13 protein-coding genes are annotated in these 19,462 nt (G+C 33.0%); 4 read left to right on the forward strand and 9 right to left on the reverse strand.

Annotation, left to right across the window (positions count from 1 at the left end; all coding sequences use genetic code 11):
* Nucleotides 1–48: 48 nt before the first annotated feature.
* Complete coding sequence (locus tag ACRHNM_RS05500) at nt 49–1,320, reverse strand: hypothetical protein (RefSeq protein WP_431134500.1); 1,272 nt, start codon at nt 1,318–1,320, stop codon at nt 49–51.
* Between the two features lie 82 nt (nt 1,321–1,402).
* Nucleotides 1,403–2,356, reverse strand: a complete 954-nt coding sequence (locus ACRHNM_RS05505) for an NAD(P)H-dependent flavin oxidoreductase (RefSeq protein WP_431134501.1) — start codon at nt 2,354–2,356, stop codon at nt 1,403–1,405.
* A gap of 149 nt (nt 2,357–2,505) precedes the next feature.
* Between ACRHNM_RS05505 and ACRHNM_RS05510 the strand changes: the two genes are divergently transcribed.
* From ACRHNM_RS05510 to ACRHNM_RS05525, 4 genes are all read left to right on the forward strand, one after another.
* Entirely contained in the window at nt 2,506–4,428 is a 1,923-nt protein-coding gene (locus ACRHNM_RS05510) for a transglutaminase-like domain-containing protein (protein ID WP_431134503.1), read from the forward strand.
* Nucleotides 4,429–4,431: 3 nt separating this feature from the next.
* Nucleotides 4,432–6,609, forward strand: coding sequence for a hypothetical protein (locus ACRHNM_RS05515; RefSeq protein ID WP_431134505.1), 2,178 nt, complete (start codon nt 4,432–4,434; stop codon nt 6,607–6,609).
* A 99-nt stretch (nt 6,610–6,708) separates the two neighbouring features.
* The gene (locus ACRHNM_RS05520; RefSeq protein WP_431134507.1) at nt 6,709–8,610 is read left to right on the forward strand and encodes a DUF294 nucleotidyltransferase-like domain-containing protein; all 1,902 of its coding nucleotides are present in this window, start codon (nt 6,709–6,711) and stop codon (nt 8,608–8,610) included.
* Complete coding sequence (locus ACRHNM_RS05525) at nt 8,610–9,257, forward strand: 3'-5' exonuclease (RefSeq protein ID WP_431134509.1); 648 nt, start codon at nt 8,610–8,612, stop codon at nt 9,255–9,257. Before ACRHNM_RS05520 ends, ACRHNM_RS05525 begins: the two co-directional genes overlap by 1 nt.
* On the opposite strand, the gene ACRHNM_RS05530 is transcribed toward ACRHNM_RS05525, so the two are convergent.
* From ACRHNM_RS05530 to ACRHNM_RS05560, 7 genes are all read right to left on the reverse strand, one after another.
* Nucleotides 9,254–9,874, reverse strand: coding sequence for a DUF2306 domain-containing protein (locus tag ACRHNM_RS05530; RefSeq protein ID WP_431134511.1), 621 nt, complete (start codon nt 9,872–9,874; stop codon nt 9,254–9,256). The two genes, ACRHNM_RS05525 and ACRHNM_RS05530, sit on opposite strands and share 4 nt — an antisense overlap.
* A 9-nt stretch (nt 9,875–9,883) precedes the next feature.
* The gene (gene acs / locus ACRHNM_RS05535) at nt 9,884–11,791 is read right to left on the reverse strand and encodes an acetate--CoA ligase (RefSeq protein ID WP_431134513.1); all 1,908 of its coding nucleotides are present in this window, start codon (nt 11,789–11,791) and stop codon (nt 9,884–9,886) included.
* Nucleotides 11,792–11,802: 11 nt separating this feature from the next.
* Nucleotides 11,803–13,698 (reverse strand): acetate--CoA ligase, encoded by a 1,896-nt coding sequence (locus ACRHNM_RS05540; RefSeq protein WP_431134515.1) that lies wholly within the window; start codon nt 13,696–13,698, stop codon nt 11,803–11,805.
* 271 nt (nt 13,699–13,969) lie between these two features.
* Nucleotides 13,970–14,335, reverse strand: coding sequence for a response regulator (locus tag ACRHNM_RS05545; protein WP_431134517.1), 366 nt, complete (start codon nt 14,333–14,335; stop codon nt 13,970–13,972).
* A gap of 16 nt (nt 14,336–14,351) precedes the next feature.
* A complete protein-coding gene (locus ACRHNM_RS05550) occupies nt 14,352–17,042 on the reverse strand; it encodes an ATP-binding protein (RefSeq protein ID WP_431134519.1) in 2,691 nt (896 codons plus the stop codon).
* Nucleotides 17,043–17,381: 339 nt separating this feature from the next.
* Nucleotides 17,382–19,160, reverse strand: coding sequence for a sodium:solute symporter family protein (locus ACRHNM_RS05555; RefSeq protein ID WP_431134521.1), 1,779 nt, complete (start codon nt 19,158–19,160; stop codon nt 17,382–17,384).
* A 30-nt stretch (nt 19,161–19,190) separates the two neighbouring features.
* Nucleotides 19,191–19,451 (reverse strand): DUF4212 domain-containing protein, encoded by a 261-nt coding sequence (locus tag ACRHNM_RS05560; protein ID WP_040249453.1) that lies wholly within the window; start codon nt 19,449–19,451, stop codon nt 19,191–19,193.
* Nucleotides 19,452–19,462: the final 11 nt, after the last annotated feature.

A 19,462-nucleotide genomic window follows, 5' to 3' on the forward strand; every position in this document is an offset into this window, starting at 1 on the left:
ATTATTGTAAAGATACATTTAAATGAAAAATGTTACAGTTTACATGAATTATAAACATTCAAAACAATCAATAAAATGATTATCAAATTCAACATCATCTGATCCTTTTAGGATATTTTTAACCAGACCTTGCTTATCAATTTCATATTTGAATTGTTTAGCGTATTTAATTAAATCGTCCCTTCTATGTTTGATTTTATTAATAATTTCGTTTTCGCTAAGTTTGGCAATGTTTTCTGGCCAGATATTTATGCTCGCTTCAATTACTGAATCTGTAAGTTGCTGTTGTAGATATTTAGCTTCTGAAACAAATAGATCTTCAGGTGTGTGTATCAAAAAATAACGATCAAATGGATACACCAAACCTGCCATATAATCAATATCTTCTTTAAATGGTCTCAATTCTGGAATGACATGTTCATTTGATAAAACAGATGGAATAAGCCCTTCTGGATTAAAAAAAGCATTATCTCTGTCGCCTGGCACTGGAATGGCATTGTATTTTTGAGCTATGCTTTGAATTGCCCAACCCCATTGTTTGGTATGTCTGTCCCAATCTCCAATTATAAAATCAAAAAGTCGCGCTCTGATAAGTGCTTTTTTATCAATTGAAAGATTGTTTTTTAATTTGACCTTTAACTCTTGTAAATCTTCAGTATCGACTAATTTATCTACATTTTTGATGGACGTCCAATTGACATCACTTTCAGTTTCATATTCCAGAAGATATAAACGATTTCCATAATTCTTATTATAGTGATGTAATACCTTTTGTTTTGGTATAAAAACTAATTTCGGATTGGTATGAATTATTTGAGCTTCATCAGACAACTTCGCAACAACCAATGCTGCATAAGGATGTTGAGCCGATATACCATCAACAACAATATTTTCTAAGCCTAAGGTTTTTGCTACATCAGGAATTAAAGGTTTTGGATCTTTATTAACGCTTCGCAATGTATATTCTATTCCGTTTTTAGCTTTTAAACGCAACGAATGGGTTTGCTTTCCTCCTCCTTCTTTTACAATGTTCATGCCTCCAAAAAGTGTATCAAGAAATACTACAGGAACCATAACTGGTGTTGACCAGACATCTCTATATTGACTTCCTTGTATTAAGATTTTGATATCATCAGCCTCGTACAGCACACTCGCAGCAACTAAAACTGAATCATGGTTTTTAAAATTGATGGCATCAATAGATTTAAAATCTAATATTTCACAACGTTGAAATGTTTTAGATGTACTCGATACTGACCAATACACAAGAATTATTATTACACATAAAGCACTAAGTAAAATGTAATAAATTCGTTTCATATGGATTTTTAATTAAAAACAAAATTAGTTCAAAATAATATTGACTTTTAATCCATAACACAATAGAATTAACTTATATACTCTAAGCATTAACCAACTTAGAAACAATATCTTTTACTGGTAAAATGGCTTTAGTATGCTCAATACTAGGACCAGCTACCCAAACGGTTTTATACGTTGCTTGTTTTGCTGCTTTTTCAGTGGCTTTCATTCCTATTGAAAAGCGAATCATTTTCACCCACTTTTTAAGTTTGCGGTTTTTATTTAACAGGTTTTCTAACCAAGTTGCTTTGGTACCTATTTTTTGAACATAAGGGGTGTTAATAACTGTACAAGGTGTTCCAGAAATACGTTCAGTCATCACAATATCATCAGCACCATAATCGACACAGGCTTGCTTATAGTCGTCTGTAACACCAGCTTCAACTGAAGCAATAAACGGACTCCCAACAGAGACACCTTCAGCACCATAACTCAGCATTTTGTCAATATCTGCTCTACAACCAACTCCTCCTGCAGAAATCACAGGAATAGTTAATTCTTTACTCAATAGGTTGGTTAATTCTTCTGGAGTAAGATTTCCTCTATGACCACCAGCTTCATTGTTTACTGCAATAGCAGCATCAGCACCTAATTGCTCTACTTTTTTAGCAAAACGTAAATCGGTAACATCACAAAACACTTTTATCCCAACAGCGTGAGCTTGATTTATGGTTTCTTCAGGACTTCCCAATGATGTGATAATGAAATCACAACCTTCTTCACACAGTACTTCCAACTGACCTTTATACTTGATATTAGATTTATTAACGATGAGGTTAAAGCCAAAAGATCCTCCTTCTAGTTTAGCTGCCTTTAATTCTTTTATAGCAACTCTTAACTCGTCTAGTGTTCTATAATTTAATGCTGGAATACATCCTGCAATACCAGCATTCATAGCTTCTTTTACCATGGCAACATTAGAAACCAAAAACATTGGTGCTTGTATAATTGGATATTTTATATTTAAAAGCTTAGTGAGTTTTGTTGGAGTCATGCTTATTATTTTTTGTAAAGATATGAAAAATACTATGCGTGCATAATTAAATGTTTTAATAAAAAGGTCAGGTGAAATAATAAAAAAAGTCCTATTTTTAACTTTTTCTTAACTATTGCACAAACACAATCGCATTCTAACAACTACCTATGATTAAATACACGTTAAGTGTTTTCCTATGTTTAACACTAATTTCCTCCGCATTTTCACAAAAAAGAATTGAGCCAGCAACTGAAGACATTACTTTAGCTAACACATTAAAAGAACTATATCCTGATGACCATGTCGCATTGATTACCAGTAAGGATGATGTTTCTTTTGATTTAAATAAACGCGATGGAAAGGTGACTGTAATGCATCATGTAGCCGAAAACATGATTAATATAGACTCTCGAGCTGATATTCAAATCTATAATTTTTACGATGGAGAATCGACTATCGAAGAATTTGAAATTAGATATAGAAATCAAAAAGAAGCGAGTTTTTATGTAAAAGATGAAGCTTATACTAGCGATGATTTATTTCATAACGACAGTCGTGTACAATATGCAAATATTGATTTCCCTTTAAAAGGCTATCGATATTTAACCTCAATTAAAAAGGAATACAAAGACATCAAGTATTTTACTAAACTCTATTTTAATGGCGAATACCCAACAGTAAAAAAAACGATTTGTATTGAAGTTCCAGATTGGTTAGATTTAGAGCTTAAAGAAATGAATTTTGAAGGATATGCTATTGAAAAAAATGTAAATCCGAATAAAAAAGGAAATGGAAAAATCTATACTTATACCTTAAAAGACACTCCAGGAATGTATAAAGACAAGTCTGCTCCTGGACCTACATATATTTATCCTCACATTCTTATTTTAGCTAAATCTTACACAGTAAATGATGAAACAGTTAATATTTTTAAAGAAACACAAGATCTCTATAACTGGTATAAATCGTTGGTAAACAGCTTAGAAAACGATAATACACCTATACAATCTAAAGTTAAAGAACTCACAGAAAATGCGACTTCAGATGAAGAAAAAATAAAAAACATCTACTACTGGGTTCAAGATAATATTCGGTATATCGCTTTTGAGGATGGTATTGCAGGTTTTAAACCTGATGAAGCTTCTAATGTGTTTACCAAACGTTATGGTGACTGTAAGGGCATGGCTAATCTCACAAAACAAATGTTGATTGAAGCGGGTTTCGATGCACGTCTAACCTGGATTGGTACAAAACGAATTGCTTATGACTACTCTACACCTAATCTCTCTGTAGATAACCATATGATATGTACACTCTTTAAAGATGGTAAGACTATTTTCTTAGATGGCACTGAAAAATTTAATGCTTTTGGTGAATATGCAGATCGTATTCAAGGCAAGCAAGTTTTAATTGAAAATGGCGATGATTATATTTTAGAATATGTTCCAAATTCTGAAGCTGAATTTAATAAAGAACAATTTGCTTATAGCTTGAAACTTTCAGATAATAATATTGTTGGCAACGTTGACAAAATCTATAATGGTGAAAGTCGATCTGGTCTACTCTACTATTTCAATAGTTTGAAAACTGATAAAAAAGATGAATTTTTAGAATACTATCTCAATAAAGGAAACAGTAATATTAAAGTGTCTAATATTGAAACTTCAGATTTACAAAATCGTGATGGCAACATAAACATTGCTTACGATGTAGATGTAAAAAATGCCGTATCCTCTTTTGACAATCAAGTGTATATCGACCTTGATTTCGATAAAGAATTGTCAAATTTTATTATGGAAGAACGCCATACAGATTACATTTTCAGATCAAAAAAAGACCTGGAATCTGTCACTCATTTAGAAATTCCTCAAGGTTATAAAATTTCACATTTACCAGAAAATATTTCGGTAGCCAGTGACAACTTTAATATGAGCGTTAACTTTTCGAGAGAAAACAATGTTATTATTTACAAAAAACAATTCCGTATAAAACATGCTAAAATTGAAACAAGCGATTTCGAAGAATGGAATGGTTTCATCAAAAAACTCGATGCCTTATACAACGAACAAATCATCTTAAACAAAGACTAACTTATGACTTCTAAATATCTACTCTTAATCATTTTTATAGTATCCACAAGCGCTTATTCTCAATCCAAAGAAGAGTTGGCTGCTAAAGATTTTTTTTGGGGAACCAATGATGCTTACAAAAATGCCAATGATATCCCAGCAGAATGGTCAAATGAATCGGCTGTGATTATTTATAAGAATGAAAACTACGATTTTCATAAATATGGTAAAAATGTAACCTATACCACTTCGGTAAGAAAGCGTATAAAATTGTTAGATAAAGCTGCTGTTGAAGAATTTTCGGAGTTTGCTTTTATCAAACGCTTCAGATCATCGAAGGGTCGTTTTTCATGGAAGAAAAAAGGAGATACTTTTGTTGGTGTTAAAGTGATTAAACCAGATGGAACTGTTACAGAAATTGATGTAGAAAATGATGCTGTTGAAGTTGATGGTGAGACCAAATTAGCCATATCAAACCTTGAAGTTGGTGATATCATTGATTATTATTCGTATAAAAATGAACCTTTTAAAAGCACATATGCTTTTGGCTTTGATCCAGTAGAAACAAGTTTAAATGAAGAATATCCAATTATGGATTTTAAATTATTCTTTGAGACTGAAAATGATTTCTTTATCAACTTCAATTCGTTTAATGGAGCACCAGATTTAATTGAAATTCCAACAGAAAAAAAGAACATGAGACGTTATGAGCTTACGGAAACAAATATTCCTAAGCGTGAATACACACGTTGGTTTTACCCTTTAGTAGAATTACCTTCGTATAAATTTCAAGTTTATTTTGCCCGATCTGGAAAGTTTGAAGATCGTGCCTTAGCCTTTCTCCCTGAAAAGGAAGACATCATTAAAACCAGTGTTTCAGATGAAGAAGTTTTAGACCTTTACGATAGTAGATTTAAACCAGATGGTGATGTTGGTGATGTGAAAGATTTTTTCAAAGGAAAATCATTTAAAAATGATTCTGAAAAAGTAACTGCTGCTTATTATTACATGCGTCATTATTACCTGACACGTTATTTAGAGGCGTTTTATGCTAGAGAAGCAAATATTTCTACCTATCCGTTTATGGTCTATGGAAACAATGTTGTTTTCATTCAAAATCAAAAACAATTCATCAGACATTTTACAGAATTCTTAAAACGACAAAAAATTGATTACAGTATTGTTGTAGGTAAAAAACGTTTTGATGGTAATATTGACGATTTACTTATTGAACGAAACCTAAACGTTATGGTAAAAGTTAATACACCAGAACCTTCATATGCAGAGTTTTTTAGTCCGCATACCAACATCAATGAATTTTCTCCGCTTATGGAAGGCACAGAAATCTTATTGTTATCTTCAAAGAAAAACAAACGCATTATTGATAAAATAGATCGAGGTTCTCTACCATCATCAACGTATGAAGACAACGAAACTAAAAAAGAAATGATTCTCAGTTTAAATGATGACTTCTCCGGATTCTCTCTGTCTGCGGTTAATAGTTTTAAAGGCCATCAAAAAGGAGAGCAACAATATGACAGATTATTGTTTAGTGACTATGTCTTTGAAGATTATAAAAAATATGAAACAGAATCTTGGATTGAAGTTACAAGAGGAAAGAAAAATAAGATCAAATTTCAAAAAGAAATGGATGCTTTAATTGAAAAATTAAAAACTACCCAAAAAGAACGTTTTGAAAACAGCGCAAAAGGAGAATACGGAATCGATGATATTGAGGATTACACTTATATAATTAATGAAAACGGACGCTATTCACTTGATAGCTATTTTACATTTACTGAAAGCTTTTCAGCTAAAAATGCCTTAATCAAGAAAGCTGGTCCCAATTATATTTTTGAAATAGGTAAATTAATTGGTGGACAAATAGATTTAGATGAAAAAGAACGTCAACGTACAGAAAATGTATACTTACCACACCCAAGAGCGTTTAACTATACCATTAGATTTAATATTCCCGAAGGTTATACTGTGACTGGCTTAGAGAATCTGAATAAAAATGTGGACAATTCTACTGGAGCGTTTATCAGTCATGCAAAAATTGAAGACAATCAGTTAGTCATTGAAACGTCAAAGCGCTATAAACATTATTACGAGCCAAACAGTAACTGGTCAAAAATGATTGCATTTTTAGACGAAGCAAACCAGTTTACAAATGAAAAAGTCTTACTGAAAAAGAAATAGGTTCTTATTCATTTGTGAAGTATTAAATAACTATAGCATTTTAGCAAATACCTGACGTTTTTCAGCTTTTATACTATTTATTTTACATAAATTAGTAAGATGAAGAACACCATTGCAGAGCGTATTTTAGATTTCCTTAAAAGCTTTCCTCCTTTTGATTCTTTAAGCTACAATCAGTTATTTATAATTTCGTCACAAGTAAAAGTCATTTACTTTGAAAAAGAAGATTATGTTTTTAAGCAAAACGACGTGTTACATGACTGCTTCTATGTGGTTAAAGATGGAGCTATAGGAATATATCGTGATAAAACCTTAGTCGATGAATGTGACGAAGGCGATATTTTTGGATTACGTGCCATTATTCGTAAAGACCTTTACTTGCTTAATGCCGTTGCTATTGAAGAAAGCATTGTATATGGTATTCCTGCTAATTTAATTGAAGAAGTCATTATAAATAATCTTCAGGCAAATCAGTTTATTATAGCAAGTTTTGCTACTAATGCTCGTAATCCTTATTCAAAGGAAGACAAAGGAAAGATATTTGCAAATGAAACCATATTACAACCAAACGCATCTAATTTTACCGAAGTACAATCGGCTTCTTTTTCTAAAAACCCTATTACCTGTCAAGTAGAAATGACCATAAAGGAGGCTTCAATTATGATGAGTAATTATAAAGTAGGATCTGTTGTAGTAACAAAAAACAAAAGGCCAATTGGTATTATCACTGATAAGGATTTGCGACATAAAATCGCAACGGGTAAGCACAAGATTTCAGAACAGGTTTCAGCAATTATGTCTTCTCCAGTTATAACTTTTCCAGAACAGATTACTGTAGCCGAAGCACAAATTGCCATGCTCAAACACAGCATATCACATTTATGTATTACGAAAGATGGCACCATTAATTCTGAATTAGTTGGTATTCTTTCAGAACATGATATTATCGTAATTCATGGGAATAATCCTTCAGTACTCATTAAAGAAATCAAACGTGCCACTTCTGCAAATCAGCTTCAAACCATCAGACAAAAAGCACAGGTTTTAATGAAGAATTACATTGAACAACACATTCCTATTTCATTCATTACCCATATTATTGCTGCTATTAATGATGCCATAACAAAACGTTGTATTCAGTTGAGTATGGATGAAATATATGAAAAACCACCAACGAGTTTTGCATGGTTAGCAATTGGTAGTCAAGGACGGAAAGAGCAATTACTTCTCACAGATCAAGATAATGCTTTAGTATATGAAGATGTAGAGAATGATAAAGAAGCAAAAACATATTTTATCAACTTGTCAAAAGCAATCAATAGCAAACTTGATGTTGTTGGTTTTGAATTGTGTCCTGCAGAAATGATGGCAAGTAATCCAAAATGGTGTTTATCTGTTTCTCAGTGGAAAGCTCAGTTTAAAAACTGGATCACACATCCTGATGAAGATAAAATGATGCTTTGTAACATTTTTTTTGATTACGATATGGTATATGGTAATCATGAACTTGTTGATGAAATGTCTGATAGCATATTTGAAGCTATTGATAATTATGAAATCTTTTTGAATTTCATGGGTCGCAATGCCCTTAAAAACCCTCCTCCTCTAAGTTTTTTTAGAAATTTTTTAGTGGAAGATTCTGGAGAACATAAAGATCAATTTGATATTAAAGCCAGAGCCATTATGCCTTTAGTTGATGCAGCTCGATTACTGGTTTTATCTCATGAAATTAAAGAGATAAATAGCACATTGGCACGTTACCAGAAACTTTGTGATTTAGAACCTCAGAATAGTGACCTCTACGAGTCTTGTGTGAACGCCTTTAGAATTTTATTACGCTTTAGAACACAACATGGTTTAAAACATGGAGATTCCGGACGTTTTATTGATGTTAAGAGTTTAAGTAAAACTGATAGATTAAAATTAAAAGGCTGCTTTAAACCTGTTAAAGATATTCAGGAACTTGTTCAAATTAGATTTAAATTATCACAGCTACTATAATGAATTGGTTTAAAAGTCGTCATAATTACCCTGAGTTTTACAAGGTGTATAGAGAAGCCTTCAAACAAAAACATGATGATTTAAAAACAGTACGCTTTGTAGTTTTTGATACTGAAACTACTGGTTTGAATCCTAAATCTGATAGAATATTATCTATTGGAACAGTCGCAGTTAAAGCCTTTCAAATTCATATCTCAGATAGTTTAGAGTGTTATTTAAAACAAGAGCAGTTTAATAAAGAAACTGTTGAAATTCATGGTTTGCTTAAAGAAGGAACTCTTACTAAAATAGAGGAGTCAGATGCCATAATTAAATTTTTAAATCATATTAAAAATTCCGTTTTAATTGCACATCATATCGCTTTTGATGTTGCCATGATTAATGAAGCTTTAAAACGCATGGATTTGCCAAAATTGAAAAATAAAGTCATCGATACAGGACAACTGTATAAAAAAACTAAATACCTCAAAGATGAGAAATATTATAGCTTAGATGAATTATGTGAGACTTTTAACATAAAAATGCAGGACAGACATACAGCTTCTGGTGATGCTTTTTTAACTGCTGTACTATTTTTAAAACTATCTGCTTTATTAAGACAAAAGAAAAAACGTTTAAAACTAAAGGATTTTTTGAACTGGATTTAAAGTTGCATTTTGTTAAGCTCCTGACTTTTAACAATGTAAGCTGCAACTACCATATTTGGAATCCAGCACAACCAAGACACAATCCGATAAGCTGTCATGAAGTCTTGAAAAATAGTCGTTAAAATTGGTAACCAGATTCTTAAAGTAACAGCTGCAAAGCAGGCAGCATAACTGTAAATCATGAATTTTTGATGTTTACTTATACTACGATTTTTAATTTCTAAAAAGGCTCGTATGGTTGTATAAATCCAGATCAACGCCAATAAAGAAAACCCTAACGTAGAGACTATTCCTCCTGTTGCAAAATAAGCAATATACAGACCAGAAAATCCACTAAGCAACACCGAAATTATATAAACTTTACCAATGTTACGATGCAAGTTAATATTGTTTTTCCTAAGTGTTTTATTAAACTGAGTCCAACCAATTAAAAGTGCTAAGCCTCCTAACGAAATATGTGCATAAAACCCAATATTCCAAAGCCCATCATTTAACAACAAATCGCTTTTAGAATTTAACAGACCAAATGTTGGATCAATTATAAAATATATCAAGGGATATAACCCAATTGAGATACATAAAACTGCAAAAATTATAAAAGCGATTTTTTTTATCATTAATTAAACCTATAAAGCATTATCTATAATTTCCTGAACAACTTCCGGATTTAAAAGCGTACTGGTATCACCCAAATTGCTGGTATCTTTACCTGCTATTTTTCGCAATATACGACGCATAATTTTACCACTACGAGTTTTAGGTAATCCATTGGTAAATTGAATCTTATCTAATTTAGCTATTGGACCAATTTGTTCTGTGATAATTTGATTGATTTCTTTTCTTAGATTATCGTGATTACGATCTTCTCCTGTTTCTTTTAAAGTGACATAACCATAAAGCGCATTTCCTTTAATATCATGTGGAAAGCCTACAATGGCACTTTCAGAAACAGCTGGATGTTCGTTGATAGCATCTTCAATTGGAGCTGTTCCCAAATTATGACCAGAAACAATAATAACATCATCAACACGTCCTGTAATTCTGTAATAACCAACTTCATCACGTAAAGCACCATCACCTGTAAAATACTTATGCTCATAAGCCGAAAAATACGTGTCCTTATAACGTTGGTGATTTCCCCAAATAGTTCTTGCCATGCTGGGCCATGGAAATTTTATACACAAACGACCATCAACCTGATTCCCTTTAATTTCATTTCCGTTTTCATCCATTAATGCTGGTTGGATGCCAATAAACGGCAACGTGGCGTAAGTTGGTTTTGTTGGTGTTGCAAAAGCTATAGGTGTAATCATAATTCCACCAGTTTCTGTTTGCCACCAGGTATCAACTATTGGTGCTTTTTTCTTTCCTACATTATCATCATACCAATGCCAGGCTTCTTCATTAATGGGTTCTCCAACAGTCCCTAACACTCTGAGCGATGACAAATCATGATGTTCCAAATATTCAACACCTTCTTTTGCTAAAGCTCTTATTGCAGTTGGTGCTGTATAAAATTGATTGACTTTGTGTTTTTCTACGATGTTCCAAAATCGTCCGAAATCTGGATAACTTGGTACGCCTTCAAACATGATTGTTGTTGCACCATTACATAGTGGTCCATAAACTATATAACTATGACCTGTAATCCAACCAATATCAGCAGTACACCAATACACATCTTCTTCACGATATTGAAATACATTTTTGAAGGTATAGGCTGTATAGACCATATAACCTGCTGTAGTGTGAACCATGCCTTTAGGCTTTCCTGTAGAACCTGATGTATATAGTATAAACAATGGATCTTCGGCATCCATGGTTTCAGCCAGACAATCTGAAGCTGCCTTATCAAGTAAAGGCTGTAACCACAGGTCGCGACCCTCTTTCATTTGGATGTCTGAATTGATGCGTTTGGCAACTAATACAGACTCTACGCAAGTACAGTCTTCTAATGCTTCATCAACAATACCTTTTAAATCTATGGTTTTAGAACCTCTATACGAACCATCACTGGTTATGACCATTTTGCAATCTGAATCATTTATTCTGGTAGCTAAAGCTGTTGAAGAAAATCCTGCAAAAACTACAGAATGAATTGCTCCAATTCTAGCACATGCTAACACAGAAACTGCTAATTCAGGAATCATAGGTAAATAAATGCAAACCCGATCACCTTTTTTAATTCCTTTGTCTTTTAATACATTTGCAAATCGGCAAACTTTTTCATGTAATTGATTGTAAGTGATATGCTGAGCTGCTTCATCTGGACTATTAGGTTCAAAAATAATAGCTGTTTTTTCTCCTCTTACAGCCAAATGACGGTCGATACAATTCTCAGTAATATTGAGTTGAGCACCTTCAAACCATTTAATCTCTGGTTTCGTAAAATCCCAGCTTAAAACATTACTCCATTTTTTGCGCCACATAAAATGTTCTTCTGCGATTTCCTCCCAAAAAACTTCAGGATTTCTTACTGATTTTCTATAAACTTGATAGTATTCTTCTAAATGTTTAATATGATAATTACTCATGGTTATTTTTTTTAATTATAAATCCCAATATAATGGGTTTGATATACTGTTTTAATTTCGTTAATAATTGCGACATCATCAATAGTAGATGGAATATTATATTGTTGTTCATCTGCAATATTGCGTAATAATTTACGAAGAATTTTTCCACTTCGTGTTTTTGGTAATCGATTTACAATAAGTACATCTCTAAATGATGCCACAGCTCCTATTTCATGACGAATATTTTTAATAATTTCTTTTTGAATCTCTTGTTCTGACAAAACGACTCCTGTTTTTAAAACAATCAGTCCCAGTGGCTTCTGACCTTTTAGTTCACAATGAACACCAAAGACAGCACATTCGGCAACCGATTTATGAGATGCAACGACTTCTTCCATTTCGGCAGTTGATAATCGGTGTCCAGCAACATTGATGATATCATCAACACGACCAGTAATAAATACATAACCATCTTCATCCTTGTAACCTCCATCTCCTGAAAAATAATATCCAGGAAAACGATCGAGATAACCAGATTTGAATCGCTTGGGATTTTTCCATAGATTGGATAACGTTCCAGGAGGCAATGGTAATTTCACGGCAACATAGCCTTCGCTACCATCAGAAACCTTTTCTCCTTCTTCGTTTAAAATTTGTATATCATAGCCACAAACAGGAAAACCAGCTGATCCAGGTTTTACAGCTTGTAGTTCTACACCTGCCATATTTGCCAACATTGGCCAACCACTTTCAGTTTGCCACCAATGATCAATTACGGGAATCTTTAAGTGATGTTGCGTCCAGGTCAAAGTTGAAACATCACAACGCTCTCCTGCCAAAAACTGATACTTTAAACAAGACATATCAAACATTTTTAAAAGTTCACCATCGGGATCTTCTTTCTTTATAGCTCTAATAGCTGTTGGTGCTGTAAACATAACTTTTACTTTATACTCACTTATAACTCTCCAAAACGTTGAAGCATCAGGTGTTTTTATCGGTTTTCCTTCAAATAGAATTGTTGTATTACGATTTAATAATGGTGCGTAAACAATATAACTATGACCTACAACCCAACCAACATCACTGGCTGCCCAAAATACATCGCCTTGTTCAACATCATAAATATAATTCATAGAAAACTTTAAAGCTGTAGCATAACCACCAGTATCTCTAATAATTCCTTTTGGAGTTCCAGTAGTTCCTGACGTGTATAAAATATAAGATGGATGTGTTGATTCTAAAGAAACAGCCTCAACTGAAGGAGATTTTTCAACCAGAGTAGTATAATCAATATCATATGCTTTATGAGGTATCTCAACTCCTAATTGTCTGTCAAATACTATAACATGTTCTGGTTTGTGAGCAGACTGCAAAATAGCTTCATCAACAAAGGGCTTATAAGGTACAATGCGCTCTATTTCAATACCATTAGATGCCGTAATTATAGCTTTAGGATTACAATCTTCAATTCTAATAGCAAGTTCGTGAGGTGCAAATCCACCAAAAACCACAGAATGTATAATTCCTAATCTGGCACATGCCAGCATTGCATAAAGCGCTTGTGGAATCATTGGCAGATAAATGATGCATGTATCTCCTTTTTTAAGTCCGAGATTTTGTAATCCACCAGCTAGTTTTGATACTTCGTGGTACAGGTGATTAAATGTAATAACTTCTTTGATATTGGTAACTGGAGAATCGTATATGATAGCATTTTGATTTCCAAAACCATCTTTAATGTGTTTATCGATACACAAATAACTTAAGTTAAGTTCACCATCCTCAAACCACTGATAATAATCATACTTATCTTTTGAAATAATTGATTTTGGTGCCTTAAACCATTCCAGTTGTTTAGATTGATCTTTCCAGAACTCATCGGGCTGCTGGATACTTTTTTGATAAAATTTATGGTAGTTCATGGCTTTAACTTTTTAGAGTTTAGTAAGCCAAACCAGTTAGGATTTAGCACTTTTAATTTTATAAGTGCCCATAAAATAACTACAAAGCAAATGCCCATAACTATTGATAGTCCTGCATTTACATTGGTGTCATTTTCAAATTTAAATCTAAGATATAGCGTCGCAATGGCATAGATACTAATTATAATATCTGACGCTAAGGGATTGATATGAAATTTCATGTCTTAAAACTTTAATTAAACATTAGTTTGTTTGCACACAAAACCAAAATTTAATCGATTAGTTCAAGAATTTCTGAAACTATTTTTTTTACTGAAAACGGTTTAGTTAAATATTTGTCTGCTCCTAGTTTTAGACCTTTTTCAATATCTGAAGCTTTATTTTTAGCGGTTAAAAACACAACTTTAGTGTGTTCTAATCCTTTTGCTTTTTTTATGTGTGTTAAGGTTTGATATCCATCAACATTTGGCATCATAATATCGAGCAAAACAATATCTGGAACCTCTTGTTTTAATATTTCTAAAGCCTCACTTCCATCTCTGGCAATATACACTTCAAAATCTTGTTTTTTAAAGGTATATTCTAAGGACATCACTATGTTTGGCTCATCGTCAACTATTAAAATTTTTCTCTTCATAAAAATTTAATACAATTTACTTAAAAGGTAGCTTAAAAACAAGCTTTGCTCCATTTTTTAAACCTTTATCAGCCCAAATTTTGCCCTTATGTTTTTCTATAATCTGCTTTGTTATGGCCAAACCTAAACCGCTCCCATGAGGTTTAACTGTATTTTGATGTTTAGACTGATAAAATTTATCAAAAATATAGTCGTGATCCTCATCAGAAATCCCTTTACCATTATCAGCTACAGAGATTTCAACATATTCATTTCCGAGTTTATAATCCAAAACAATTTTTCCTGTTTTTGGTTTACAAAATTTAATAGCGTTCGATAATAAATTAGTTAGCACTTGAAGAATACGATCTTCATCATAACTTAATTTAAAACTATGCGGATTTTTATTTTCAATAATAATATCTTTTTTAGCTGCAATTTGTGAAACACTGGACAACACTTTCTTTATTGTTTTCTGAAGATCATAGCGCTGAATATCCAGATTTAATCGACCTGTTTCCAGTTTTTCGAAGTCTAAAATATTATTAATTAAACGCCCTAATCTGTCTGAATCCTGAAGAATGTTTTTTAGAAACTGAAGCTTCATGTCTTTGGGCATATCGTCATCATCATCCATCAGTAATTCTGTTGCTGCACGAATACCTGTAATGGGTGTTTTTAATTCATGAGCAACGGTGTCTAAAAATTCATCTTTTTGTCTATCCTTTAAAATTAATTCTGCATTCGCATCTTTCAATTTTGAAGACAATTGTGATAACTCAGTTGATTTTTCAAGAAGCATCTTATTATTAACAATATTCTCTTTTGATTCTTCTAAAATTCTCAGCACTTCAACCAAACTAATTTGCTCTTCTTTGACAACACCAGCTATTAATATTTTTGCAGAAGCACTACCAATACTACCTGTTAATAGTTTTTCAGAAAAATTAATAAGTCTTGCATCAGCCATTTGAGTATTTGGTGACATTTTATACTTTGTAAAAAAGATTTTTAAGGCTCGATTAGCTCTATTTTCACCTAAAAACCGAATTAAGACACTTTTAATGTCGGCGACATAGGCTTCTCCTTTCCAAACCAAAGCACTATCCTGAAGTGTTGAAAAGTTTTTGCTATCGACAAACATTTCTGCATAATTTCGTTCTCTGTAATGCCCTTTATATAGAAGCGAAAACACCAAATAACACATCACATTTACAGTCATACTCCAGAAAAACGCATGTGCAGGTGGACTCAGAAAATCTATTCCGAATAAGGCATATGGTTTTAAAACAGAAACACCTTGAAATCCATATTGTACAAAATTATCACTTCCAGTATAGGCTTGAATCACAAAAGGGAGCACGAGTGTATACACTGCGATTGCCAACCCGGAAATCATACCAATGATAGTCGCTTTTGATGAGCCACGATTCCAGAACAATCCAATAAAAAATGAAGGTGCTAATTGTGCTATGATTACAAATGAAATTAACCCAATGGAATACAAGGATAATTCTTTAGAAAAGGAAACGTAAAAAAAGTAAGCGACAATGATAATTGTGAAAATAGAAATACGTCTGATATTCTTTATGTATTTCGAATTGCGCTCAGGTTGGTTTTTAATGAATTTATCCAAAAACCCATAAGGAATAATAAGGTTGTTACTTACCATGGTAGATAAGGCTAAAGTAGAAACAACTACCATGGAGATTACTGCTGAAAAACCACCTAAAAACACTAGTGTTGCTAAAAATGAATTCCCATTTTGAAGTGGTAATAAAAGCGTATAATATTCAGCATATGAAGCATCACCAAAGGTCAGTTTTCCAGCCCAAGCTATAAAGATTACAAAAGCGTTGAATAACAATAAATATAAAGGGAACAACCAAATTGCTTTTTTCAAATGTTTTTCACGATTGTTTTCCAAAACGGCAACCTGAAATTGTCTTGGCAACAAGAAAATAGCCATAAAAGACAAAGCAATCATAAAAAACCAGTTAAACCCATCTTCAACTCCACTTAAAGTGGTTAACGATTTGAAATTACTGAGTTGGGATATTTGACTATAAATATCTGAAGTGCCATCAAACAGATAAAATGTAATGTAAGCACCAACAATCAGAAAAAACACTAGTTTTAATATGGATTCAAATGCAACAGACGCTATAATTCCTTTATGTTTTTCTGAGGCATCTGTATTTTGAGTTCCGAAGAAAGTCGCAAATACGGCTAATAATAAAGCGACATAAAAAGTAGAGTCATCCAGTATCGTGGTTGAAATATAACTGGTTTCATCTGCCATAATTTCAAAAGTTTCAGACACCGCTTTTAATTGCAATGAAATATAAGGAACAGTACCAAATAGGCAAATTAAGGTGACTAAAGCACCAAGAAATTTATGGTTTCCGTAGCGTAGAGAAATAAAATCCGCAATAGATGAAATTTTATGCTGTTTAGAAATTCTTATTATTTTTCTAAGCACTATAATCCATAAAGGCGCAGCTATTACAGGACCTAAATAAATGGGCAGAAAGTTAATACCTGAATTTGCAGCAATTCCAATACTTCCATAATACGTCCAAGCAGAACAATACACTGCTAACGATAATGTATAAACGTAAGGATTATTAACCCATTTGCTTTGCTTTTTCTTTTCGGCAACAAAAGCAATGTAGAATAACACTGCCAGATAAATGATAATGATAGAAACAAGCAAATAATTATTCATAGTGACGTTTTAATACGATGTATGAAATGATTATGGATACCAACCAAATTGAAAAGATTAAAAAATAAAATGTGGGTATGCCCAAAACAGCACCTTCCCTATTGAATATTAAAACGAAGGGGATATTGAACAGCAAGAATAAAGCTATTGACAGTACTACTAATTTTTGTTCATGACGCTTTTTCATTTGGAATGCCCTAAGTAATTCTGATGTTAAAATAACAGAAACTTTAAATATTTCAACTAATATAAGAAATCAGCATTACAATTAAGTAACGCTGATTTTCTAACTAACTAATATACCTGAAATTTCTCAAACTACAGAAATTGCAAGGCTAATTAATGACTTGAAGCTTCACCTGCTCCAGAAGGTATTCTTATGCTTTCCACCATATCCTGAACATTTTGAGGAGGTGCCGGAGTTAATCTGGAAACGATTACTGATACCACAACATTGACTAACATAGCAACGGTTCCAAAGCCTTCAGGAGATGTTCCAAACCACCACTCACTTACTGGTCTTGGATCCATAACGCCAATGAGACCTGTTTTGTATCTAATCATGTAGAATAGCATCAATACTATTCCAACAATCATACCTGCAATAGCACCTTGTTTGTTCATTCGTTTATCAAAAATTCCTAAAATAATTGCCGGAAAAAATGAAGCTGCAGCTAATCCAAAAGCAAGTGCGACGACGGCTGCGACAAACCCTGGAGGATAAATTCCGAAGAGTCCAGCGATAATAATAGCAACAACAATAGCTCCTCTAGCCCACATTAGTTCACCTTTATCAGATATGTTAGGTTTTAATTGCTTTTTAATTAAATCATGTGAAATTGATGTAGAAATAACCAGTAGCAATCCTGCAGCCGTTGATAATGCTGCTGCAATACCACCAGCAGCAACTAAAGCAATCACCCAATTTGGAAGATTAGCAATTTCAGGATTCGCTAACACCATAATATCACGATCTACATACAATTCATTTTTAGTGCTAGCATTAGCATTTGAAATCATTCGTTCGCCACTGGCTCCTCTTGCATCTGTATACACTGGTTTTTTACCATCTAAGGCAGAACCAGCTACATATTGGATTTTACCATCGCCATTTTTATCTGACCAAGCAATTAATCCAGTATCCTCCCAGTTTTTAAACCATTCTGGAATTTCTTTATATTCTGTTTGACTTACCGTTTCAATTAGATTAGTTCTTGCAAAAACAGCAATTGCAGGAGCAGTGGTATATAAAATAGCGATTAGTAATAATGCATAACCCGCAGATTTACGTGCATCTTTTACTTTTGGAACTGTAAAGAATCTAACAATTACATGTGGTAATCCAGCAGTACCAACCATTAATGCTAAAGTAATGGCAAAAACATCCCAAGTTGATTTGCTACCATCTGTATATTCATTGAAGCCTAATTGTGTATGTAAGGCATCTAATTTATCAAGTAGAAATGTACCATCTTCAACAGTTCCTCCCATTCCTATTTGTGGAATAATATTTCCAGTCATTTGAATGGAAATGAAAAACGCTGGTACCATAAAGGCGAAAATTAACACACAGTATTGCGCCACTTGCGTGTATGTAATTCCTTTCATTCCACCCAAAAAAGCGAAGATTAAAACCACTGTCATACCAATAATGACTCCAATATTGATATCTACCTGTAAGAATTGAGAAAATACAATTCCTACACCTCGCATTTGTCCTGCGACATAAGTAAACGATACAATTAAAGCACAAATAACGGCTACTGTTCTTGCTGTATTTGAATAATAGCGATCTCCAATAAAATCTGGCACAGTAAACTTTCCAAATTTCCTGAGATAAGGTGCCAAAAGCAATGCCAGAAGCACGTATCCACCAGTCCATCCCATTAAAAACACGGAGCCATCATAACCCATGAATGAAATCAAACCAGCCATACTTATAAATGATGCAGCACTCATCCAATCTGCTGCAGTTGCCATTCCGTTAGCTAAAGGAGAAACACCTCCTCCAGCAACGTAAAATTCTTTAGTTGAACCTGCTCTGGCCCAAATTGCTATTCCGAAATATAGGGCAAAAGTAATCCCTACTAATATCCAAGTCCACGTTTGTACACTCATAATGTTTTGTTTTTTTTAATTAGTTAAGAGTTACTCGTCGAAACCGTATTTTTTATCCAGTTTATTCATTAATCTCACATAGACAAATATGAGAATTACGAATACGTATATTGATCCTTGTTGTGCAAACCAAAAGCCCAGTTTGAAACCACCCAGTCTAAACTCATTGAGTTCTTCTTTAAATAAAATTCCGCAGCCATAAGACGCTATGAACCATATTGATAATAGTATGGATAGATATTTTATATTTTCTTTCCAATACGCTGTTGCATGTTTTTGTTTTTCACTCATAATAGTCATTT

The organism is Psychroserpens mesophilus, from assembly GCF_050617655.1.
GTDB classification, from domain to species: Bacteria; Bacteroidota; Bacteroidia; order Flavobacteriales; family Flavobacteriaceae; genus Psychroserpens; species Psychroserpens mesophilus_A.